Source organism: Burkholderia sp. Bp9012 (genome assembly GCF_003853825.1).
GTDB lineage: Bacteria > Pseudomonadota > Gammaproteobacteria > Burkholderiales > Burkholderiaceae > Burkholderia > Burkholderia diffusa.
On sequence record NZ_QTQA01000009.1, the window covers coordinates 23,535 to 45,058 of the forward strand.

Annotated in this window: 21 protein-coding genes and 1 tRNA gene; 11 read left to right on the forward strand and 11 right to left on the reverse strand. The window is 65.6% G+C overall.

Annotation, left to right across the window (positions count from 1 at the left end; genetic code table 11):
• Positions 1–65 precede the first annotated feature (65 nt).
• The 3 genes from ftsZ (at position 66) to lpxC (ending at position 3,127) form a co-directional block, all read left to right on the forward strand.
• A complete protein-coding gene (gene ftsZ / locus DIE11_RS13915) occupies positions 66–1,262 on the forward strand; it encodes a cell division protein FtsZ (protein WP_059608169.1) in 1,197 nt (398 codons plus the stop codon).
• A 200-nt stretch (positions 1,263–1,462) separates the two neighbouring features.
• Entirely contained in the window at positions 1,463–1,969 is a 507-nt protein-coding gene (locus DIE11_RS13920) for a peroxiredoxin (RefSeq protein WP_124624707.1), read from the forward strand.
• 240 nt (positions 1,970–2,209) lie between these two features.
• Positions 2,210–3,127, forward strand: coding sequence for a UDP-3-O-acyl-N-acetylglucosamine deacetylase (lpxC, locus tag DIE11_RS13925; RefSeq protein ID WP_059506998.1), 918 nt, complete (start codon positions 2,210–2,212; stop codon positions 3,125–3,127).
• Positions 3,128–3,209: 82 nt separating this feature from the next.
• On the opposite strand, the gene DIE11_RS13930 is transcribed toward lpxC, so the two are convergent.
• Positions 3,210–3,689, reverse strand: coding sequence for a DUF721 domain-containing protein (locus tag DIE11_RS13930; RefSeq protein WP_059535175.1), 480 nt, complete (start codon positions 3,687–3,689; stop codon positions 3,210–3,212).
• 267 nt (positions 3,690–3,956) lie between these two features.
• Here DIE11_RS13930 and secA point away from each other — a divergent pair, with 267 nt between their 5' ends.
• The 4 genes from secA (at position 3,957) to DIE11_RS13955 (ending at position 9,468) form a co-directional block, all read left to right on the forward strand.
• Positions 3,957–6,755: a preprotein translocase subunit SecA gene (gene secA, locus DIE11_RS13935; RefSeq protein WP_124624710.1), complete on the forward strand. Its 2,799-nt coding sequence runs from the start codon at positions 3,957–3,959 to the stop codon at positions 6,753–6,755.
• A gap of 142 nt (positions 6,756–6,897) precedes the next feature.
• Positions 6,898–8,139, forward strand: coding sequence for a bifunctional glutamate N-acetyltransferase/amino-acid acetyltransferase ArgJ (argJ, locus tag DIE11_RS13945; protein WP_059608172.1), 1,242 nt, complete (start codon positions 6,898–6,900; stop codon positions 8,137–8,139).
• Positions 8,140–8,158: 19 nt separating this feature from the next.
• Positions 8,159–9,028, forward strand: coding sequence for an ATP-binding protein (locus tag DIE11_RS13950; protein WP_124624713.1), 870 nt, complete (start codon positions 8,159–8,161; stop codon positions 9,026–9,028).
• Positions 9,025–9,468 (forward strand): NUDIX domain-containing protein, encoded by a 444-nt coding sequence (locus DIE11_RS13955; protein ID WP_124624715.1) that lies wholly within the window; start codon positions 9,025–9,027, stop codon positions 9,466–9,468. Before DIE11_RS13950 ends, DIE11_RS13955 begins: the two co-directional genes overlap by 4 nt.
• Before the next feature lie 63 nt (positions 9,469–9,531).
• Here the strand turns inward: DIE11_RS13955 and DIE11_RS13960 are convergent, their stop codons facing one another.
• The 9 genes from DIE11_RS13960 to DIE11_RS14000 all read right to left on the reverse strand — a co-directional run bounded on the left by DIE11_RS13960 (position 9,532) and on the right by DIE11_RS14000 (position 17,503).
• Positions 9,532–9,732 (reverse strand): DNA gyrase inhibitor YacG, encoded by a 201-nt coding sequence (locus tag DIE11_RS13960; protein WP_059608175.1) that lies wholly within the window; start codon positions 9,730–9,732, stop codon positions 9,532–9,534.
• Between the two features lie 28 nt (positions 9,733–9,760).
• On the reverse strand, positions 9,761–10,516 hold the full coding sequence (zapD, locus tag DIE11_RS13965) for a cell division protein ZapD (protein WP_124624718.1): 756 nt from the start codon (positions 10,514–10,516) through the stop codon (positions 9,761–9,763).
• 109 nt (positions 10,517–10,625) lie between these two features.
• Positions 10,626–11,234: a dephospho-CoA kinase gene (gene coaE, locus DIE11_RS13970; RefSeq protein WP_124624721.1), complete on the reverse strand. Its 609-nt coding sequence runs from the start codon at positions 11,232–11,234 to the stop codon at positions 10,626–10,628.
• Between the two features lie 84 nt (positions 11,235–11,318).
• Positions 11,319–12,230, reverse strand: a complete 912-nt coding sequence (locus DIE11_RS13975; RefSeq protein WP_124624723.1) for an A24 family peptidase — start codon at positions 12,228–12,230, stop codon at positions 11,319–11,321.
• Positions 12,231–12,275: 45 nt separating this feature from the next.
• Positions 12,276–13,481 carry a type II secretion system F family protein gene (locus DIE11_RS13980; protein WP_124624726.1) on the reverse strand — a complete coding sequence of 402 codons (1,206 nt, stop codon included), beginning with the start codon at positions 13,479–13,481 and terminating at the stop codon, positions 12,276–12,278.
• Between the two features lie 5 nt (positions 13,482–13,486).
• Complete coding sequence (locus DIE11_RS13985; RefSeq protein WP_124624729.1) at positions 13,487–14,764, reverse strand: GspE/PulE family protein; 1,278 nt, start codon at positions 14,762–14,764, stop codon at positions 13,487–13,489.
• An 82-nt stretch (positions 14,765–14,846) separates the two neighbouring features.
• Entirely contained in the window at positions 14,847–16,133 is a 1,287-nt protein-coding gene (locus tag DIE11_RS13990) for an HlyC/CorC family transporter (RefSeq protein ID WP_124624732.1), read from the reverse strand.
• 148 nt (positions 16,134–16,281) lie between these two features.
• A tRNA-Pro gene (locus tag DIE11_RS13995) sits at positions 16,282–16,358 on the reverse strand.
• Between the two features lie 149 nt (positions 16,359–16,507).
• Positions 16,508–17,503 carry a polyprenyl synthetase family protein gene (locus DIE11_RS14000; RefSeq protein ID WP_059608181.1) on the reverse strand — a complete coding sequence of 332 codons (996 nt, stop codon included), beginning with the start codon at positions 17,501–17,503 and terminating at the stop codon, positions 16,508–16,510.
• Between the two features lie 210 nt (positions 17,504–17,713).
• Here DIE11_RS14000 and rplU point away from each other — a divergent pair, with 210 nt between their 5' ends.
• The 4 genes from rplU (at position 17,714) to proB (ending at position 20,822) form a co-directional block, all read left to right on the forward strand.
• The gene (gene rplU / locus DIE11_RS14005) at positions 17,714–18,025 is read left to right on the forward strand and encodes a 50S ribosomal protein L21 (protein ID WP_006025184.1); all 312 of its coding nucleotides are present in this window, start codon (positions 17,714–17,716) and stop codon (positions 18,023–18,025) included.
• A 24-nt stretch (positions 18,026–18,049) separates the two neighbouring features.
• Entirely contained in the window at positions 18,050–18,313 is a 264-nt protein-coding gene (gene rpmA / locus DIE11_RS14010) for a 50S ribosomal protein L27 (RefSeq protein ID WP_006476999.1), read from the forward strand.
• A 187-nt stretch (positions 18,314–18,500) separates the two neighbouring features.
• The gene (gene cgtA, locus DIE11_RS14015) at positions 18,501–19,613 is read left to right on the forward strand and encodes an Obg family GTPase CgtA (protein WP_059608182.1); all 1,113 of its coding nucleotides are present in this window, start codon (positions 18,501–18,503) and stop codon (positions 19,611–19,613) included.
• A 90-nt stretch (positions 19,614–19,703) separates the two neighbouring features.
• Positions 19,704–20,822 (forward strand): glutamate 5-kinase, encoded by a 1,119-nt coding sequence (gene proB, locus DIE11_RS14020; RefSeq protein ID WP_059465328.1) that lies wholly within the window; start codon positions 19,704–19,706, stop codon positions 20,820–20,822.
• A gap of 97 nt (positions 20,823–20,919) precedes the next feature.
• On the opposite strand, the gene DIE11_RS14025 is transcribed toward proB, so the two are convergent.
• Positions 20,920–21,477 (reverse strand): CNP1-like family protein, encoded by a 558-nt coding sequence (locus DIE11_RS14025; RefSeq protein WP_059465329.1) that lies wholly within the window; start codon positions 21,475–21,477, stop codon positions 20,920–20,922.
• Positions 21,478–21,524: the final 47 nt, after the last annotated feature.

Sequence of the window (21,524 nt, forward strand, 5' to 3'; positions counted from 1 at the left end):
AGGGGGTTGCCCGATCTCCTGCCGAATAACGGCCGAGTAGTTTTATTCTCTTGACGGAGGCAACAATGGAATTCGAAATGCTGGAAACCGAAACCAACGGCACCATCATCAAGGTGGTCGGCGTTGGCGGCGCTGGCGGCAATGCCGTTCAGCACATGATCAACCGTGGCGTGCAGGGCGTCGACTTCATCGTGATGAACACCGACGCACAGGCGCTGTCGCGCGCGCGCGCACCGTCCGTGATCCAGCTCGGCAACACCGGCCTCGGCGCCGGCGCGAAGCCGGAAATGGGCAAGGCGGCGGCGGAAGAGGCGCGTGAGCGCATCGCCGACGCGCTGCGTGGCGCGCACATGGTGTTCATCACGGCCGGCATGGGTGGCGGTACGGGCACGGGCGCGGCGCCGGTGGTCGCGCAGATCGCGAAGGAGATGGGCATCCTGACGGTGGGTGTCGTCAGCAAGCCGTTCGAATTCGAAGGCGGCAAGCGCATGCGCGTCGCGGAAGCAGGCTCGCAGCAACTGGAGGATCACGTCGACTCGCTGATCGTCGTCCTGAACGACAAGCTGTTCGACGTGATGGGCGATGACGCCGAGATGGACAAGTGCTTCCAGTGCGCGGACGACGTGTTGAACAACGCGGTCGCAGGCATCGCCGAAATCATCAATGTCGATGGCCTCGTGAACGTCGACTTCGAAGACGTGAAGACGGTGATGGGCGAGCAGGGCAAGGCGATGATGGGCACGGCGACGGTCGCCGGCGTCGATCGCGCACGCCTCGCGGCGGAACAGGCCGTGGCGAGCCCGCTGCTCGAAGGCGTCGATCTGTCGGGCGCGCGCGGCGTGCTGGTCAACATCACGTCGAGCCGTTCGCTGCGCCTGTCGGAAACGCGCGAAGTGATGAACACGATCAAGAGCTACGCGGCGGAAGACGCCACGGTGATCTTCGGTGCGGTGTACGACGACGCAATGGGCGATGCACTGCGCGTGACGGTCGTGGCGACGGGTCTGGGCCGTGCGGCGAAGAAGCAGCAATCGGCTCCGATGACGCTGCTGCGCACGGGTACCGACAACCAGCCGGTCAGCGCGATCTCGCACGGCTATGCGCAGCCGCAACACGTCAGCACGGCCGACTACGGCGCGCTCGATACGCCGGCGGTGTGGCGCAACTCGCGCGAAACCGCGGCATCGCACGTGCAGGCGCTGCAGGAGAAGGGTGTCGATACGTACGACATCCCGGCTTTCCTGCGCAAGCAGGCTGACTGACGACGCACACACAGGCGAAGCCGCGGCACAATCGATGAGATTGCCGCGGTAACGCCGGCGTGACGGATGCCACGGACCACGACAGGCCGCGTCGGATGCGACGCCGGGCCGGGAAACGTGCCCTCTTCGCATGAGCGGAGCGGGATGGGACGTGCTGTCCGCAATACGCCGAAAAACCGTATCGCTATGAGGGACCAGCCATGATTCAAGTGGGCGACGCGCTGCCCGACGCGCAACTGTTCGAATTCATCGACGACGCGCGCGAAGGCTGCACGCTGGGGCCGAATGCCTTCAGCGTGCGCGATCAGGTTGCGGGAAAGCGGGTGGTGATCTTCGGATTGCCGGGCGCGTTCACGCCGACCTGTTCGGCGCAGCATGTGCCGGGCTATGTCGAGCACGCCGAGCAACTGCGCTCGGCCGGCATCGACGAGCTCTGGTGCGTGTCCGTCAACGACGCATTCGTGATGGGCGCATGGGGACGTGATCTGCACACCGCGGGCAAGGTGCGCATGATGGCGGACGGCAGCGCTGCTTTCACTCATGCGCTGGGGCTGACGCAGGATTTGTCCGCGCGTGGCATGGGAATCCGTTCCCTGCGCTACGCGATGGTGGTCGACGACGGTGTGGTCAAGACGCTGGCCGTCGAAGCGCCGGGCAAGTTCGAAGTGAGCGATGCGGCGAGCGTGCTCGCGACGTTGATGTCCTGATCGTGCGGTGCGCCGTTGCCTGCGGGCAACGCTGCGCACCGGCCTCAGGGCAGTTGTAACACGGGCCGATGACCGGAAACGCCTCCGTTCCGGGCATCGGCCCGTCCCGTATCGGCGCGGGTAAACAGTCGAAACAGATTGATACGCAGTTTCAAACAGCGTTGAATAGGGAATTACGCTATAATCCCACCTATCGAATATAACTCCTGATTGATAATCTCAATCAAGATGAAGAACATCATGCTGAAGCAGCGCACCATCAAATCGATCGTGAAGACCGTGGGCATCGGTCTCCACTCGGGCCGCAAGGTCGAACTGACGCTTCGCCCGGCCGCGCCGGGCACGGGGATCGTTTTCTCGCGCGTCGACCTGCCCACGCCTGTCGACATCCCGGCATCCGCGATGTCGATCGGCGACACGCGGCTCGCGTCGGTGCTGCAGAAGGATGGTGCGCGCGTGTCGACCGTCGAGCACCTGATGTCGGCGTGTGCCGGCCTCGGCATCGACAACCTCTATGTCGACGTGACGGCCGAGGAAATCCCGATCATGGACGGCAGCGCCGCGTCCTTCGTGTTCCTGATCCAGTCCGCGGGCATCGAGGAGCAGAACGCGCCGAAGCGCTTCATCAAGGTGAAGAAGCCGGTCGAAATCCGTGACGGCGACAAGTTCGCGCGTCTCGATCCGTATTTCGGGTTCAAGCTGAAGTTCACGATCGACTTCCGTCACCCGGCCGTCGACAAGACCGGCCAGGAACTCGAGGTCGACTTCGCGAACACGTCGTACGTACGCGAGATCGCGCGTGCGCGCACGTTCGGTTTTGCCCATGAAGTCGAAATGATGCGCGAGCTGGGTCTCGCACGCGGCGGCAGCATGGACAACGCGATCGTGCTCGACGAATACCGGATCCTGAACAACGACGGGCTGCGCTACGACGACGAGTTCGTGAAGCACAAGATGCTCGACGCGATCGGCGACCTGTACGTGGTCGGCCATCCGCTGCTGGCGTCGTACACCGCATACAAGTCGGGTCACGGGCTGAACAACGCGCTGCTGCGCGAACTGCTCGCGCACGAGGACGCATACGAGATCGTCACGTTCGACGATCCGCAAGCCGCGCCGAGCGGCTTCGCGTTCGACACGCAGACGGCCTTCGCCTGATCGGCGTTCGGCACCCGCGATAAAAAAAGCGACCTTCGGGTCGCTTTTTCGTTGGGCGGCCGCCTGCGCGGTCGGCGCGGGTTCAGCGCGAAGACTTCGCACCGTGGCGCGCGGCCATCCGCGCGAGTGCAGCCTGCAGCGGCGACGGCTCGAGGTGATCGGCGAGGTCGCGCAGCGCGGTGGCGCCGACGGTCGTCATACGCGCCTGCTTCACGTGCGGTGGTTCCGGCGCGTCCTTCGGACGCACGCGCACGCGCAGCGCCGAGACCGGCCAGCCGCGCTTCTGGAGATCGGCGAGCAGGCGCGGCTCGACCTGCCGCAGCCGGGCGGCGAGCGCATTGTGCGCGGCAAAGAGGGTCAGGGTGCCGTCCTTGATGGAGCCCGGTTCGACGTGATTCGCAAGATAGTCGGGCAGGAGCGCGGCGAGGTCGCGCTGCAGCGACGCGACTTGTTCGACGCCGGCGCGCAGCGCCGCGAACGCGTCGGTGCGGTTGAGCACTTCGGACACGGGTTGCGGGCGATACGCGGCGAGCGGGCCGAAACGCTTGGAAAATCGGTTCATCGAGGCATTCTTCGGGCGCGCACGGGCGCGGACGTTGACGCCGATTGTACCCGCGCCGGCTCGCGCACGGGCGGCTTTCGGGCCACGCGGCCGGTGGCCCGCGCGGGTTTGGCGTGCGGCGTGAGTCCAGCCGGGACACCGGCGCATGCTTCCTCGCGTGCTAAAATTCCTCGTTTGATTCCACTAATTCGCTAAGCCGCCGAGGCTCGGGCGTCGGGGCGCGCAACGCGCGCCGGGCGCCGGTGCTGCGACGCAGGATCCGATCCGATGACAACCGGTTTTCTCCAGAAAATTTTTGGCAGCCGCAACCAACGGCTCGTCAAGCAATACCAAAAGACCGTCGCGACGATCAATGCGCTCGAAACGCAGATCGAGAAGCTGACGGACGACCAGTTGCGCGGCAAGACGGATGAGTTCCGCCAGCGGATCGCGGGCGGCGAGTCGCTCGACAAGCTGCTGCCCGAGGCGTTCGCGGTCTGCCGGGAGGCGAGCCGCCGCGTGCTGAAGATGCGCCACTTCGACGTGCAGATGATCGGCGGCATGGTGCTCCACTACGGCAAGATCGCGGAAATGCGCACCGGCGAGGGCAAGACGCTCGTCGCGACGCTGCCCGTCTACCTGAATGCACTGGCCGGCCGTGGCGTGCACGTCGTGACGGTCAACGACTACCTCGCGCAGCGCGACGCCGAATGGATGGCGCGCCTCTACAACTTCCTTGGTCTGTCGGTCGGCATCAACCTGTCCGGCATGGAGCACGACCAGAAGCAGCAGGCCTACGCGGCGGACATCACCTACGGCACGAACAACGAGTTCGGCTTCGACTACTTGCGCGACAACATGGTCTACGAGACCGACGCGCGCGTGCAGCGGGCACTCAACTTCGCGGTCGTCGACGAAGTGGACTCGATCCTGATCGACGAGGCGCGTACGCCGCTGATTATCTCGGGCCAGGCGGAAGATCACACCGAACTGTACGTCCGGATGAACGCGCTGCCGCCGCTGCTCGAGCGGCAGATCGGCGAGGAGAAGGCCGACGGCACGGGCGTCGAGAAACCGGGCGACTACACGCTCGACGAGAAGGCGCGCCAGGTGTTCCTGACGGAGTCGGGCCACGAGAAGGCCGAGCGGCTGCTCGCCGAGTGGGGCCTGATCGGCGAGGGCGAGAGCCTGTACGCGCCGCAGAACATCACGCTGATGCACCACGTGTACGCGGCGCTGCGCGCGCACACGCTGTTCCACAAGGACCAGCACTACGTCGTGCAGAACGGCGAAGTGGTGATCGTCGACGAATTCACGGGCCGCCTGATGGCGGGCCGCCGCTGGTCCGACGGCCTGCACCAGGCGGTCGAGGCGAAGGAACACGTGAAGATCCAGAGCGAGAACCAGACGCTCGCCTCGATCACGTTCCAGAACTACTTCCGCATGTACGCGAAGCTCGCGGGCATGACCGGTACGGCCGACACCGAAGCGTACGAATTCAACGAGATCTACGGCCTCGAGACGGTCGTGATCCCGACCAACCGCCCGCCGAAGCGGATCGACAAGCAGGACCAGATCTACAAGACGGCCAAGGAGCGTTACGACGCGGTGATCCGCGACATTCGCGACTGCTACGAGCGCGGCCAGCCGGTGCTGGTCGGCACGACGTCGATCGAGAACTCGGAACTGCTGTCGCACCTGCTGAAGCAGGCCGGCCTGCCGCACGAGGTGCTGAACGCGAAGCAGCACGAGCGTGAAGCCGCGATCGTCGCGGAAGCCGGCCGTCCGAACCGCATCACGATCGCGACCAACATGGCGGGCCGCGGTACCGACATCGTGCTCGGCGGCAACGCCGAGAAGCAGGCCGCGTTCATCGACGCCGACGACGCGATCCCGGCCGACGAAAAAGCGCGCCGCATCAAGCAGCTGCACGACGAGTGGGAAACGCTGCACGAGCAGGTGAAGGCCGCGGGCGGCCTGCACATCATCGGCACCGAGCGCCACGAATCGCGCCGGATCGACAACCAGCTGCGCGGCCGTGCGGGCCGCCAGGGCGACCCGGGCTCGTCGCGCTTCTACCTGTCGCTCGACGATCCGCTGCTGCGCATCTTCGCGGGCGACCGCGTGCGCTCGATCATGGACCGACTGAAGATGCCGGAAGGCGAGGCGATCGAGGCCGGCATCGTTACGCGTTCGATCGAATCGGCGCAGCGCAAGGTCGAAGCGCGCAACTTCGACATCCGCAAGCAGCTGCTCGAATACGACGACGTGTCGAACGACCAGCGCAAGGTGATCTACCAGCAGCGCAATGAACTGCTCGAAGCCCACGACATCACCGAGACGATCTCGGCGATGCGTCATGGCGTGATCGCCGAAGTTGTCCACCAGTTCGTGCCGCAAGGCAGCATCGAGGAACAGTGGGACGTGCCCGAGCTCGAGGAAGCGCTGCGCAACGACTGGCAGCTCGACCTCGCGATCCAGGAAATGGTGAACGAGTCGTCGTCGATCACCGCCGAGGAGATTCTCGAAGCGGTGACGACCGCCGCCGACGAGCAGTACGAGGCGAAGGTCGCGATGGTCGGCCGCGAATCGTTCAGCGCGTTCGAGCGCTCGGTGATGCTGCAGACGGTCGATCGCCTGTGGCGCGAGCACCTCGCGGCGCTCGACCACCTGCGCCAGGGCATCCACCTGCGCGGCTATGCGCAGAAGAACCCGAAGCAGGAGTACAAGCGCGAGGCGTTCGAACTGTTCGCCGCGATGCTCGAGGCGATCAAGCAGGAAGTCACGCGCATCGTGATGAACGTGCAGATCCAGTCGCCGGAGCAGCTCGAGGAAGCCGCCGAGCAGATCGAGGAGCGCGGCGGTCAGCTCGAGAACGTCGAGTATCAGCATGCCGACTACGCGGAATCCGGTGCCCCGGTCGCGAACGTCGCGGCCGCCACCGCGGCGACCGCGACGGCCGACATGGTCGGCAGCGCGATGACCCACGGCGGCCCCGGCGGCGAGATGCCGAAGGTCGGCCGCAATGACCCGTGCCCGTGCGGCAGCGGCAAGAAGTACAAGCAATGTCACGGGAAGCTGTCATGATCGATGGCGGCGCGCATCCGCGTGCCGCTTCGTTTGCAGCTTCGAGTCAGTGATGTGAGTTGCGGCGGCCCGCGTGCGGCCCGCCGGTTCTTCCAATCGATGCCGGCGGATGCCGGCATTTTCCATCCGGCAGGTGTGCCCCATGGCTGTCAATTTTCCGTCGATCGATCCCGCCCAACTCCATCCCGTCGCCGGCGTCACGCTCGGCTGGGCGGAAGCGAACATCCGCAAGCCGAATCGCAAGGACGTGCTGGTCATTTCCGTCGACGAAGGGGCGACGGTCGCCGGCGTATTCACCGAGAACCGCTTCTGCGCCGCGCCGGTGACGGTGTGTCGCGAGCACCTGGCAACGGTGCGTGCCGGCGGCGCGGGCATCCGCGCGCTCGTCGTGAACACGGGCAATGCGAATGCGGGCACCGGCGAGCCGGGCCTCGTGAACACGCGCGAGACCTGCTCGGAACTCGCGCGCCTCGCGGGCATCGACGCCGCGCAGGTGTTGCCGTTCTCGACCGGCGTGATCCTCGAGCCGCTGCCGATCGACCGCCTGAAGGCCGGGCTGCCGGCCGCGCTCGCAAACCGCAAGGCCGCGAACTGGTATGACGCCGCGCAGGCGATCATGACGACCGACACGCTGCCGAAGGCCACGTCTCGCCAGGTGACGATCGACGGCCACACGGTCACGCTGACAGGCATCAGCAAGGGTGCGGGCATGATCAAGCCGAACATGGCGACGATGCTGGGCTTCCTCGCGTTCGATGCGACCGTGGCGCAGCCGGTCCTCGACACGCTCGTGAAGGAAGTGGCCGACCGCTCGTTCAACTGCATCACGATCGACGGCGACACGTCGACGAACGACTCGTTCATCCTGATCGCGTCCGGCAAGAGCACGCTGCCCGCGATCACGTCGACCGATTCACCGGCCTATGCAGCGCTGCGCGATGCGGTCACGCAGGTCGCTCAGGTGCTGTCGCAGCTGATCGTGCGCGATGGCGAAGGCGCGACGAAATTCATGACGGTGCAGGTCGAAGGCGGCAAGAGCGTTGCCGAGTGCCGCCAGATCGCTTATGCGATCGGGCACTCGCCGCTCGTGAAGACGGCCTTCTACGCATCCGACCCCAACCTGGGCCGGATCCTCGCGGCGATCGGCTACGCGGGCGTCACGGATCTCGACGTCGGCAAGATCGATCTCTATCTCGACGACGTGCTCGTCGCGAAGGCTGGTGGCCGCAACCCGGCTTACCAGGAGGAGGACGGCCAGCGCGTGATGAAGCAGAGCGAAATCACGATCCGCGTGCTGCTCGGCCGCGGTGACGCGCAGGCAACGATCTGGACGTGCGATCTTTCGCACGATTACGTGAGCATCAACGCGGATTATCGCTCCTGATCCGGAGCGATCGAACGACATGGACAAGCTCGAACAGTTTCTGACGCGCGCGGAAGCGCTGCTCGGCCGCCTCGAGGGGATGCTGCCGCCCGCGCCGGCGGCCATCGACTGGAACGCCGCCACCGCGTTCCGCTGGCGCAAGCGCCAGGGGCGCGGCTATTTGCAGCCGGTGCCGGCAGCGTCGTCGATCACGCTGGGCGACCTGCACAACATCGATCGACAGAAAGGGCTGATCGAGCAGAACACGCGACAGTTCGTCCAGCGCAAGCCGGCGAACAACGTGCTGCTGACTGGTGCGCGCGGCACTGGCAAGTCGTCCCTGATCAAGGCCTGCCTGAACGCGTATGCGAAGGACGGGCTGCGCCTGATCGAAGTCGACAAGGACGACCTGCACGATCTCGGCGACATCGTTGATCTGATCTCTGAGCGTGCGGAGCGTTTCATCGTGTTCTGCGACGACCTGTCGTTCGAGGAGGGCGAATCGGGCTACAAGGCGCTGAAGGTCGCACTCGACGGCTCGATCGCCGCGCAGTCCGACAACGTGCTGATCTACGCGACGTCGAACCGCCGCCATCTGCTGCCCGAGTACATGAGCGACAACGAGTCGTACAAGCATCTGCCGGACGGCGAGATCCACCCCGGTGAAGTCGTCGAGGAAAAGATCTCGCTGTCGGAGCGCTTCGGCCTGTGGGTCAGCTTCTACCCGTTCAAGCAGGACGACTACCTCGACATCGTCGCGCACTGGCTGCGGCATTTCGGCTGCGCGGACGCGGAGATCGAGACGGCGCGCGGCGACGCGCTCGTCTGGGCGCTCGAGCGCGGTTCGCGTTCGGGGCGCGTCGCATGGCAGTTCGCGCGCGACTGGTCGGGTCGCAAGGAGCAGGCATGAGTACGGATTTCGCAGCGGGCAGCGTGCGCGCGCCCGATGGACGCAAGGTAACAGAGGTCGCGGTCGGCGTGATGGTGCAGGCGGACGGTCGTTACCTGCTCGCACAGCGGCTGCAGGGCAAGCCGTACGAGGGCTACTGGGAGTTTCCCGGCGGCAAGCTGGAGGCCGGGGAGAGCGTGGAGGACGCGCTGGCGCGCGAATTGCACGAGGAACTCGGCATCGAAGTCACGGCCAGCCACCGCTGGCATACGCTCGAGCACGATTATCCGCACGCGTACGTGCGGCTCTATTTCTGCAAGGTGACGGGCTGGACGGGCGAGCCGCACAGCAAGGAAGGGCAGGCGTTCGTGTGGCAGCAACTGCCGGTCGAGGTCGCGCCGCTGTTGCCGGCGGCGCTGCCGGTGCTGGCGCTGCTCGAGAAGGAGGCGGCGTCGCAATGACGCCGTGGCGGCTCGCCTGAAAGGCGGGCCATATCCCGCAGGGCGGGCGGTGTCGCGCGCCGCTCAGCTGTCGCGGCGGCCGTCGGCGCCATCTTCCTCCGACGACGGACCCTCGTCGGCAGCGCCGCCGATCCGGTACTTTTCTGCGGCCCACGCGCCGAGGTCGAGCTGCTTGCAGCGGGCCGAACAGAAGGGACGGAACTTGTTTTCAGGCGTCCAGCGCACTTCTGCGCCGCACGAAGGACATTTCACAACGGTAGTCATACGAAAGCGTCGAACCGGCACGCGGCCGTTACAGATTGCACAGTGTCAAATGGAACGGCACGTCGATGTCCACCGCGCGCGGCCGCACGTCGCCGTCCTGCATGGTGAACCGTACCCACAGCATGTATTTGTTGGCGCTCGCTTCGGGAATCACGCGCAGCTCCGGAGGTACGCGGACCTGCATCAGCTGGTACGAGCGCCCCGACAGCATCTGCTGATAGCTGCCCTGCATCGCCATCACTTTCGAAGCCTGCCCCGATTCACGTGCGAGCCGCAGCACAATCGCAGCGGCATCGCGCAGCGGCAGCAGCGGCAGGATCCATTTCGTGATGTCCTGGCGCCGCTGTTCCGCGGGCCATTGCTGCCACGCATAGTACGACGGCAGGTCGAACTTGCACGTGCCGCCGGGAATCACCGCGCGGCTGCGGATGCTGGCGAGCCACTCGTTGTCGACCAGATGCTGCCCGGTCTTGCCCTGCATCTGCGCAAGATTGGCGAGCGTCTGCTCGATTTCACCGAGCACGGCCTCGAGCGCATTCTGTTCGATGCCCGGATTGCCGCGAAAGGGGGCGAGCGTCTGGCGTTGACGTTCGAGCTCCTTCATCAGATCCGATTTCAGGTCCGCGCGGCCTGTGACCTCAGCGATTTCGAACAGCGTCGTCAGCGCGACGTGATGTTCACGCGGGTCCTCCTGAGCCAAAAAGAACGCGAAGCGCTCGAACAGGTCTTCGAGGCGCAATAGCGTGCGAATTCGCTCGTTGAACGGATACTCGTAAAGAATCAAGCGCGCTCGCCTCTAGGGTAGGGATTGAAACAATGCAGGACATTCTAATGCTCACTGTCTACCCTAGCAACGCACCAATTTCGTACACCATCACGATCGCGCGCGGCGGTCAGTGTGCGGCAGCCGCGAACGCAAGATAGCGTTGGTGCAGTGCATCGACCTGGGCGGCGAGAGCAGCGGGTGTCGTCGCGTCGTTGACGATCACGTCGTCGGCCGCGGCGAGACGCGCTTCGCGCGTCGCTTGTCTTGCGATGATCGCTTCGACTTGTTCGCGCGTGAAATCATTGCGCCGCATCACACGTGCGATCTGCGTTTCGACCGGACAGTCGACGACCAGCACGCGATCGCTGCGCGCCTTCCAGTTACCTGACTCCACGAGCAGCGGCACGACGAAGATCACGTATGGGCCCTGCGCTTCGCGGGCCTCGCGCTCGGTCTCGGCGCGGATCAGCGGATGCGTGATAGCTTCGAGGCGCCGACGTGCGTCGTCGTCGCTGAAAATGAGTGCGCGCATCTTCGCGCGGTCGAGCGAGCCGTCAGCTGCGACGAAATCCGGTCCGAATGCCTGTTCGATCGCTGGCATCGCGAGGCCGGCCGGTGCGGTGATGCGGTGCGCGATCAGGTCGGTATCGACGAGCGATGCACCGCGTGCGGCGAACATGTCGGCGACGGTCGTCTTGCCGCTGCCGATGCCGCCGGTGAGTCCTATTGAAAACATGTGAGCCTCCGCCGGGCCGTCGCGAGGCAGCGAAGCGCCTCCCCGCGACGCAGCGAACATGGCGGCCGCCGGCGGTGCGTCATGTCAGCCGCCGAGTGCCGAGTAGAAAGGGGTGCCGAAAAACAGCGTCGCGACGCCGCCTGCCGCGAGAAACGGGCCGAACGGAATCGGCTCCTCGAAGCGCATGCGTCCGCGCCAGGTCGCGACGAGCCCGACGAGCGCGCCCGTCACCGCGGCGAACAGCACGACCTGCGGCAGCGCGGCCCAGCCCATCCATGCGCCGAGCGCGGCGAGCAGCTTCAGGTCGCCGAAGCCGATGCCCTCGATGCCGCGCAACCATTTGAACATCCAGTAGACCGACCACAGGAACAGGTAGCCGGCCATCGCGCCGACCACGGCCGAACGCAGCGACGTGAACGTGCCGCCGAGGTTCAGTGCGAGCCCGGCCCACAGCAACGGCAGCGTCATCGAATCGGGCAGGTACCCGGTCTGGATATCGATCGCGCTCATTGCCAGCAGTGCCGCGCACAGTCCGAACGCGGCGAGTGCGGCGACGGTGGGGCCGAACGCGGCGAGCGAACCGGCGGCGAGCAGCGCACCGGCGAGCTCGACGAGCGGATAGCGCATGCCGATCGCATGGCCGCACTGACGGCAGCGCCCGAGCAACAGCAAGTAGCTCACGAGCGGGATGTTCTCCCACGCACGCAGCACGTGACCGCAATGTGGACAGGCGCTGCGCGGGCGCCACAGATCGTAATGCTGCGGATAACCGTCGTCCGGCGGCGTGCTTGCGCTGCCGGTCGCTTCGGCGATCTCGGCCTGCCAGGCGCGCTGCATCATCACCGGGACCCGGTGCACGACGACGTTCACGAAGCTGCCGACGCACAGGCCGAGCACGACGGCGAACGCATACTGCACCGCATGCGGCAGCATCGCCAGCGCGAGCAACATGCTGTCGGGCGAGTCGAAAACGGTGATCAGGGGCGCGGGCGTCATGGGGCTCGGGTTCGGGCATGAAAGGCGACAGAATCGGTTGCGATGCTACACCACGTTGCCCAGCTGAAGGATGGGCAGATACATCGCGATCACGAGGCCGCCGACGAGTGCGCCCAGCACGATCACGATCAGCGGCTCGCCGAGCGCGGCGAGCGCATCGAGACGCGCGTCGAGCTGGCGCTCGCATAGCGCGGCGATATCGGTGAGCATCGTGTCGAGCGCGCCGGTTTCCTCGGCGACGGCGATCGGCTGCACGACGTCGTCCGGAAAGCATCCCGTCGCGTGCATCGCATCGGCCAGACGCGCGCCGCGCAGCACGCGCGTCGCAATCTGTGCGGTGGCCTGTTCGAACACAGGATGGCCGGCGGTGCGCTGGAGCGTGGCGAACGCATCGGCGAGCGGGACGCCGGCACCGAGCAGCGTTGCAAGCGAGCGGCACCAGCGCGCGGTCGCGAAGCGCGTGAGCGCGCTGCCGACGAACGGCAGATTCAGCAGATGCCGTGCCACCGTATAGCGCAGCGAAGGCGAGCGCCGCAGCGCGTGGCGCGCGGTGAATACTGCGACGGCTGCGCCGGCAACCAACGTGCCACCCCAGGCCGATGTCGCGGACGAGAGGGCGAGCAGGGCGCGGGTCGGTGCAGGCAGTGCCGCGCCGAAACCGTCGAAGATCTGTCGGAACGTCGGCACGACCCACACCATCAGCGCGGCCGAGATAGCGAGCGCGAACACGATGACGGCGACCGGGTACGCAAGTGCGGCACGCAGCTTGCGCCATTGCGCGTCGGCGCGTTCCCGGTGCTCCGCGACGCGGGTCAGTACGGTACCGAGCGCACCCGATGCCTCGCCCACCTCGATCAACTGGCGATACAGCATGCCGAACTGGGACGGATAGCGTGCGAGCGCGGCGGCGAAGCGTTGCCCGCCGACGATCTCGCGCGCGAGACCGGCGGCGATGCGCGGCAGCCCGTCGCGCGTGCGGGTGCGGGCGAGCATCTCGAGCGACGGTGCGAGTGGTAGTCCGGCTTGCAGCAGGCTCGCGAGCTGACGCGTGAAGCGCGTGACCTCCCTTGCGCCGGCCGCTGGTGGTCGGGCCGCGCCGCGGACGTCGAGCGACAGCACCGCGACGCCGTCGCGCGCGAGCGCTGCTCGTGCGGCGGCGGCATCGAAGGCGATGACGTTCCCGCGGCATGGCGTGCCGTCGCGACGACGGCCGCGCCACGCGAAGCAGGTTTCGTTTGGCGGTGCACGCATGGCGGTCACGCGTCAGGCGTCGCGGCCAGCGCTTCCGCGATGCTCGTCGTGCCGTCGCGGACGTGCGCAAGTGCCGCGTCGCGCAGACTGCATACGCCCTCGGACGCCGCGCATTGTGCGAGCGTGCCGACGCTAGCGCGCGCGACGATGCGCTCCGCCATTGCCGGTGAAACCGGCATTGTCTGATGCAGGCCGATCCGGCCGCGATAACCGATGCCGTGACAGGCAGCACAGCCGCGCGCGACGAACGGACGCCATCCGGATTCCAGCGCTGCCGAATCGCAGCCAGCTTCGCGCAGCGCGCGTGCCGACGCGTCCGAACGCACGCGGCAGATGGTGCACAGGCGCCGAACGAGGCGTTGCGCGGTGACGAGGCGCAATGCGGCCGCCAGGTTGTACGGCGCGACGCCGATGTCGAGCAGTCGCGCGACGGCTGTCGGCGCGTCGTTCGTGTGCAGCGTCGACAGCACGAGGTGCCCGGTCTGCGCGGCCTTGATCGCGACGTCGGCCGTCTCCGCATCGCGAATCTCGCCGACCATGATGACATCCGGGTCCTGCCGCAGCAGCGCGCGCAGCGCAGTGGCGAAAGTGAGCCCGGCTTTTTCCGCCACGCCGACCTGGTTGATGCCGTCGAGCTGAATCTCGGCCGGATCCTCGACCGTGCACACGTTGTGGGCATCGCGGTCGAGCATCTGCAGCGCGCAGTAGAGCGACAGCGTCTTGCCGCTTCCGGTCGGCCCGGTGACGAGCACGAGGCCGTGTGGCGCGAGAATCGCGGCCTCCATCGCCGCCGCCTGCCGCGCGTCGAAGCCGAGGCGCGCAAGCGTGAGGTCGGGCGGTAATGTTTCGAGGCGACGCAACACGAGTTTCTCGCCGAACAGCGTGGGCAGCGAGCTGACCCGGTAGTCGCCTCGCATGCCGCCGTCGACCGCGATGCGCAGCCGGCCGTCCTGCGGAAGCCGGCGCTCGGCGATGTCCATGCGGGAGAGCACCTTGATCCGTGTGACGAGTGCGTCGCGCAGATGAGCAGGCGGCCGCGCGTGTTCGTGCAGGACGCCGTCGATGCGCAGGCGGATGCGCCAGCCTGCTTCGAACGGTTCGACGTGGACGTCGGACGCGTCGCGCACGCGGGCGGCGTGCAGCGTGTCGGTCAGCAGCCGCACGGCGGGCGAATCGTCGAGCTGCGCCGCATCGAGCGACCGGGGCGTTTCAGCGGGCGATGCGTCGATGGAGGCAGGCGGCCGCTGCGTGTGCAGCGGCGCCCCAGGAGGTGGGAGGTGCATGTGAGCCGGCGCTCGGCCGCCTGTTGATCGTGACCTGCAAATGGTCGCGTATCGCGAGCGGTGCTGACAGTCGGCCGTTCGGCTAGCGCGTGGCGCGTGCGCGCGTGCTGCGCGGCTTGAAGAGCTTGACGGTGCGAACGGCCTGGTCGTCGCTGCGCATGACCTCGAGCATCACGTCACGGATTTTCAGGCACACGTCGCCTTCGGGAATTTCCTCGAGGATTTCGAGGATCAGGCCGTTCAACGTTTTTGGTCCGTCGGTTGGCAGTTGCAGGTGCAGCCAGCGGTTCAGTTCGCGCAGCGGCATGCTGGCGGCGACGATGCATTCGCCGTTCTGGTTCCAGCCGCCCGCGCGTTCGCCGCGCGGCATCGACGTCGTGAATTCGCCGATCAGTTCCTCGATGATGTCCTCGGGCGTGACGAGCCCCTCGAGTTCGCCGTACTCGTTGACGACAAGCGCGGTTCGCTGGCGGCTTTCCTGGAAATACTGGAGCTGCTGGACGACTGGCGTGCCCGACGGCACGTAGTACGGCTCGGCGAGCAGCGTGCTTAACGTTTCGCGGTCGAAATCCTGGTTGTGCAGTGCCGTGAGTGTCTTCCGGACGTGCAACACGCCGAGCACCTTGTCGATGTCGCCTTCGTAGACGACCAGGCGGTTGTGATAGCAGGTCTCGAGCTGATGCAGGATGTCGTCGAGCGGCGCGTGGAAGTTGAGCGATTCGATTTGCCGGCGCGGCACCATCACGTCGTCGACGGTGATGTTCTCGAGGTCGAACAGGTTGAGCAGGATGCTGCGGTGCTTGGTCGGCATGAAGCTGCTCGATTCGAGCACGATCGCGCGCAGCTCGTCGGCCGACATCCGCTGGTCGCGGCCCTTCTTCGTGTTGATGCGCAGCACCCAGAGCACGCCGTTCGCGAGCGCGTTGACGAACCACACGATCGGCTTGAACACGCGCATCAGCGGCGCGATCACGAGACTGGCGGGCAGCGCGATGCGCTCGGGGAAGGTCGCGCCGACGATCTTCGGCGCGATTTCCGCGAACACTATGATCAGGAACGCGACGATGCCGGTCGCGATCGACAGCGCGAGGTTGTTGCGGCCGAACGTGTGTAGCGCGAGCGAGGTCGTCAGAACCGGGATGATCGTGTTGAACAGATTATTGCCGATCAGGATCACGCTGAGCAGCAGGTCGGTGCGTGTGAGAAGACCCTGCGTGGTTTTCGCGCCGAGCACGCCCTGGCCGGCGAGATGCTTCAGCCGATGGCGGTTGAGCGCCATCATCGCGGTCTCGGAAATGGAAAAGAAGCTGGAGCAGAGGAGAAGCAGGAAGACGGCGCCGATTTGCGCCCATAAGGGAATTTGGTCCACGCGTCAGAAGGGCAGTGAAGGACAGGGATGGAGGGAATATAGCAGAGGCCGGCGGCCGGGATGTATCGCACGCGGCATCGGGCTCGCGTGACCGGGCAAAAGGAAGGCAAAAAAAAACCGTGCACGTGGTGCACGGTTTTTTCAAATCTGGTCGGGGTGAGAGGATTCGAACCTCCGGCCTCTACGTCCCGAACGTAGCGCTCTACCAGGCTAAGCTACACCCCGATTTTTTGCTCTTCCGACTCTAGCGTCTTCGTGAAGATCGCTGCGTCGTCTCAAGCAAGAACGTAACTATAACGATGTTTTTTCCAAAAGGGAATACCTTGTTGAAGAAATTTTTCGAGACAAGGTATCGCGTCCCCTTCGCGGCGCGTTTACGACTGTCGCGACGTCGAGTACGAGCACAGCGCGAGCAGGCTTTCCTTGTAGATCGAATCCGGGAACGCGGCGATCGCGGCCGCAGCGGCCTGTGCTTCCTTGCGCGCACATTCAAGCGTATGGTCGAGCGCGCCCGAGCGGGTGATTGCATCGAAAATCGTATCGAAGCGATCGGTGCCGCCTTGTTCGATCACTTCGCGCGCGAGCGCCGACTGTTCTGGCGTGCCGCGTTCGATCAGGTAGATGAGCGGGAGCGTCGGTTTGCCTTCGCGCAGATCGTCGCCGGCATTCTTGCCCATCGCTTCGGCCGTGCCAGCGTAGTCGAGCCAGTCGTCCATGATCTGGAATGCGGTGCCGATCCGCCGGCCGTATTCGGCAGCGGCGGCTTCGGTCGGCGCATCGGCGCCGGCGAGCACCGCGCCCAGGCGGGCCGATGCCTCGAACAGCTTCGCCGTCTTGTAGCGGATCACCTGCATGTAGCGCGACTCGTCGACGTCCGCGTCGTGCATGTTCAGAAGCTGCAGCACTTCGCCTTCGGAGATGATCGTCGTCGCTTCCGACAGGATTTCCATCACGCGCATCTTGCCGACGCCGACCATCATCTCGAACGAGCGCGAATAGAGGTAGTCGCCGACCAGCACGCTCGCCGCATTGCCGAACAGCGCGTTGGCCGTCTGGCGGCCGCGCCGCAGTTCGGATTCGTCGACGACGTCGTCATGCAGCAGCGTGGCGGTGTGGATGAACTCGACGACGGCAGCCAGCACGTGCCGCTGGTGCGACGTCTCGCCGAGCGCACCGGCGACGAGCAACAGCAGGGCCGGACGCAGCCGCTTGCCGCCCGCGCCGATGATGTACTCGGCGATCTGGTTGATCAGCAGCACGTCGGACGCGAGGCTCTGCCGGATAACGCGATTCACCTGCTCCATGTCGCTGGCGATCGGGGCGAGCAGGTGGGCGGCGCTGAGGGTGGGGGAGGCGGTGGACGACGACATGATGATCGAAATGGGTGATGCCGCGGATTATAAGTCGAATCCACGATATCCCGGTCTGTCGGACGTGCCGGCACGGTGATTTTGGCCGTCCGGCCAGGTCTTGCGCGCGGCAATCGCGGATCGGCTTTGACTTGGGTGCTAACCCCATGTATAATCACGTGTTTTCCGCGCGTGGTGTGCGGAAAAATTGGATCCAGAGTGAGGTTCTCAATGTACGCGGTCATAAAAACCGGCGGCAAGCAGTACAAGGTTGCCGTTGGCGAAAAACTCAAAGTAGAACAGATACCGGCTGACATTGACGCTGAAATCACGCTCGACCAGGTTCTCGCAGTGGGCGAAGGCGAATCGATTAAGTTCGGTACGCCGCTGGTCAGTGGGGCTTCCGTCAAGGCCACCGTTGTGTCGCACGGTCGTCATGCCAAGGTCACCATCTTCAAGATGCGTCGCCGGAAGCACTACCAAAAGCACGGCGGCCACCGCCAGAACTACACTGAGCTGCGCATCGACGCGATCAACGCGTAAGCGCCTCGGTAAAGGAGCAATCAGATGGCACACAAAAAGGCAGGCGGCTCTTCCCGGAACGGCCGCGACTCCGAGTCGAAACGTCTCGGCGTGAAAGTGTATGGCGGCCAGGCAATCAATGCCGGCGGCATCATCGTGCGTCAGCGCGGTACGCGCATGCACGCTGGCGAGAACGTCGGCATGGGCAAGGATCACACCCTGTTCGCGCTGGTCGACGGTCACGTCAAGTTCGCGACCAAGGGCGCGGACAAGAAGCATCTGGTCATCGTTGTCCCGGCGGCTGCCTAATTTTAGGCACCCACGGGCTTCGTAGCCGAAAGGCCCCGCAGTCTTCGCGGGGCCTTTTTTTATTTGGCCGCCGGGCGCATGTGCGCACCGGCGGCTGTCGCGAAACGGCGGGCAATTGGCCGAACGGCAGATTGTTCAAGCGCGCCGGCGCGCGGCACAATAGCGGAAATACTGGTCGGAGTGACGAATGAAGTTCATTGACGAAGCACGAATCGAAGTCATCGCCGGCGACGGAGGCGATGGCAGCGCGTCGATGCGCCGCGAGAAATTCGTTCCGTTCGGCGGGCCGGACGGCGGCGACGGCGGCCGGGGCGGGAACGTCTACGCGATCGCTGACCGTAACATCAACACGCTGATCGACTATCGCTACGCGAAGAAGCACCTGGCGCGCAACGGCGAAAACGGTCGCGGATCGGATTGCTATGGCAAGGGCGGTGACGACGTCACGCTGCGCATGCCGGTCGGCACGGTCGTGACCGACATGGACACGGGCGAACTGATCGCCGACCTGACCGAACACGATCAGCAGGTGATGCTCGCGAAGGGTGGCGCAGGCGGTCTCGGCAACCTGCATTTCAAGTCGAGCACGAACCGCGCGCCGCGCCAGAAGACCGACGGCAAGCCGGGCGAACGGCGCATGCTGAGGCTCGAACTGAAGGTGCTCGCCGACGTCGGTCTGCTCGGCATGCCGAACGCTGGCAAGTCGACCTTCATCTCGTCGGTGTCGAACGCGAAGCCGAAGATCGCCGACTATCCGTTCACAACGCTCGCGCCGAACCTCGGCGTCGTGCGGGTCGGCCCGAGCAAGAGCTTCGTGATCGCCGACATCCCGGGGCTGATCGAGGGCGCAGCTGAAGGTGCGGGCCTCGGCCACCAGTTCCTGCGACACCTGCAGCGCACCGGCGTGCTGTTGCATCTCGTCGATTTGGCTCCGTTTGACGAAAGCGTCGATCCGGTCGCGGAAGCAACCGCGATCGTTGGCGAACTGCGCAAGTACGACGAGGCGCTCTATGAGAAGCCGCGCTGGCTCGTCCTCAACAAGCTCGACATGGTGCCGGAAGACGAGCGCGAGGCGCGCGTCGCCGATTTCCTCGACCGTTTCGGCTGGGACGGCCCGGTGTTCGAGATTTCGGCGCTCACGGGCCAGGGCTGCGAAGCGCTGTGCTACGCGATCTACGACTACCTCGCCCAGCATTCGGACGCGCATCGCGCGGCGGAAGAGGAAGATCTGGCCGCGGACGTGCGATTCCGCGATGCGCCGCCCGCCGCTGGCGGCGCGACGCCCGGCGACGACGCCTGAGCGTGGCCGGAACGCACCGGGCGTCGCGCCCGGTGCCGGAATTTAAGCGCGCCCGGTCGGGCAGGCATCAGATACAGGAGACGGCGCACGATGCGTTCGATCATCGCGGATTCGAAGCGATTGGTGGTGAAGGTGGGCTCGAGCCTCGTAACCAACGACGGCAAGGGGCTCGATCATGCTGCGATCGGCCGCTGGGCGGCCCAGATCGCCGCGCTGCGCGCGCAGGGCAAGGAAGTGGTGCTCGTCAGTTCGGGCGCGATCGCTGAAGGGATGCAGCGGCTCGGCTGGAGCAAGCGTCCGCGCGAGATCGACGAGTTGCAGGCTGCCGCCGCGGTTGGCCAGATGGGGCTCGCGCAAGTCTATGAAAGCCGCTTCACCGAGCACGATATCCGCACCGCGCAGATCCTGCTGACGCATGCCGACCTTGCCGATCGCGAGCGCTACCTGAATGCGCGCTCGACGCTGCTCACGCTGCTGCGGCTCGGCGTCGTGCCGATCATCAACGAGAACGACACGGTCGTCACCGACGAAATCAAGTTCGGCGACAACGACACGCTCGGCGCGCTGGTCGCGAACCTGATCGAAGGCGATGCGCTCATCATCCTGACCGATCAGTCGGGGCTGTTCACCGCCGATCCGCGTAAGGATCCGAACGCGACGCTGGTCGCGGAAGCCAGCGCGGGCGCACCGGAACTCGAGGCGATGGCGGGCGGGGCCGGCTCGAGCCTCGGCCGCGGCGGAATGCTGACGAAGATCCTCGCGGCGAAGCGCGCAGCGCACAGCGGCGCGAACACCGTGATCGCGAGCGGCCGCGAAGCCGACGTGCTGGTGCGGCTGGCGGCGGGCGAGGCGATCGGCACGCAGCTGATCGCGCGCACCGCGCGGATGGCCGCGCGCAAGCAATGGATGGCCGACCATCTGCAGGTACGCGGGCACGTCGTGATCGATGCCGGTGCGGTCGAGAAGCTGACGGCCGGCGGCAAGAGCCTGCTGCCGATCGGCGTGATTGGCGTGCAGGGAGCGTTCGCGCGCGGCGAGGTGATCGCATGTGTCGGCCCCGACGGACGCGAAGTGGCGCGCGGTCTCACGAACTACAGCAGTGCGGAAACGAAGCTGATTCACCGCAAGCCGAGCGGCGAGATCGAGACGGTGCTTGGCTACATGCTGGAACCGGAGCTGATTCACCGCGACAACCTCGTGCTCGTGTAACCATTCGGCCAGACGTCCCGAGATACTAAAAAAGCCCGCGTTGTGCGGGCTTTTTGTTGGGATTGGCGGGGCAGGGCCGGTGGCCTGCGTCGCGCAGTCAGCGCAGCTGGCTCATCGCGGTGCGGTGGAACCGGATGTTCTCGAGAATCTGCTGGGTCGTGCCCTGTGGCATCTTGTTCGAGCAGAAGTAGTCCTGGTACAGCGCCGAGTGGTACGCGTTCAACTCGCCGTTCTCGATGCGACGCCAGTCGTTCTCGACCGTGCGGTCCCAGCCGTCGTGATCCGAATTCAGGCCGGCATACTGACGCCATTCGTAGGTGTCGCAGCGGATGCCTTCGTAGTTCACGTTGCGTGCGCCGGCCGGGCTCGTGATGACGACCGCATAGCGCACGACGCCGTCGGTGCCGACCGCGAGCGACTTCGCATCGACGGAGAACTTGAGCGGCGTGTTCTGCGACACGTTGAACGGTAGCAGGTCGCCCGCTTGCGGAAGCGGCGGCAGCGTGTCGACCGGGTTTTCCTTCCAGTTGCCCTGGCGGTCCAGCAGGTACACGAACTCGCTGTCATCCTTGTTGGTCGGCGTCTTCGAATTTGCGCAACCGGCCAGCGTGGCCGCCGCGACAATCGATGCGAGCGCGAGAGCAATCGCTTTCAATATGCATTCCTCGTAAAAAAAGGGCGCGACACAAGGTCGCGCCCGGT

Coding starts and splice junctions, on each gene's coding strand:
- ftsZ (WP_059608169.1), top strand. CDS start 66: ATGGAATTCGAAATGCTGGAAACCGAAACCAACGGCACCATCATCAAG.
- DIE11_RS13920 (WP_124624707.1), top strand. CDS start 1,463: ATGATTCAAGTGGGCGACGCGCTGCCCGACGCGCAACTGTTCGAATTC.
- lpxC (WP_059506998.1), top strand. CDS start 2,210: ATGCTGAAGCAGCGCACCATCAAATCGATCGTGAAGACCGTGGGCATC.
- DIE11_RS13930 (WP_059535175.1), bottom strand. CDS start 3,689: ATGAACCGATTTTCCAAGCGTTTCGGCCCGCTCGCCGCGTATCGCCCG.
- secA (WP_124624710.1), top strand. CDS start 3,957: ATGACAACCGGTTTTCTCCAGAAAATTTTTGGCAGCCGCAACCAACGG.
- argJ (WP_059608172.1), top strand. CDS start 6,898: ATGGCTGTCAATTTTCCGTCGATCGATCCCGCCCAACTCCATCCCGTC.
- DIE11_RS13950 (WP_124624713.1), top strand. CDS start 8,159: ATGGACAAGCTCGAACAGTTTCTGACGCGCGCGGAAGCGCTGCTCGGC.
- DIE11_RS13955 (WP_124624715.1), top strand. CDS start 9,025: ATGAGTACGGATTTCGCAGCGGGCAGCGTGCGCGCGCCCGATGGACGC.
- DIE11_RS13960 (WP_059608175.1), bottom strand. CDS start 9,732: ATGACTACCGTTGTGAAATGTCCTTCGTGCGGCGCAGAAGTGCGCTGG.
- coaE (WP_124624721.1), bottom strand. CDS start 11,234: ATGTTTTCAATAGGACTCACCGGCGGCATCGGCAGCGGCAAGACGACC.
- DIE11_RS13975 (WP_124624723.1), bottom strand. CDS start 12,230: ATGACGCCCGCGCCCCTGATCACCGTTTTCGACTCGCCCGACAGCATG.
- DIE11_RS13980 (WP_124624726.1), bottom strand. CDS start 13,481: ATGCGTGCACCGCCAAACGAAACCTGCTTCGCGTGGCGCGGCCGTCGT.
- DIE11_RS13985 (WP_124624729.1), bottom strand. CDS start 14,764: ATGCACCTCCCACCTCCTGGGGCGCCGCTGCACACGCAGCGGCCGCCT.
- DIE11_RS14000 (WP_059608181.1), bottom strand. CDS start 17,503: ATGTCGTCGTCCACCGCCTCCCCCACCCTCAGCGCCGCCCACCTGCTC.
- rplU (WP_006025184.1), top strand. CDS start 17,714: ATGTACGCGGTCATAAAAACCGGCGGCAAGCAGTACAAGGTTGCCGTT.
- rpmA (WP_006476999.1), top strand. CDS start 18,050: ATGGCACACAAAAAGGCAGGCGGCTCTTCCCGGAACGGCCGCGACTCC.
- cgtA (WP_059608182.1), top strand. CDS start 18,501: ATGAAGTTCATTGACGAAGCACGAATCGAAGTCATCGCCGGCGACGGA.
- proB (WP_059465328.1), top strand. CDS start 19,704: ATGCGTTCGATCATCGCGGATTCGAAGCGATTGGTGGTGAAGGTGGGC.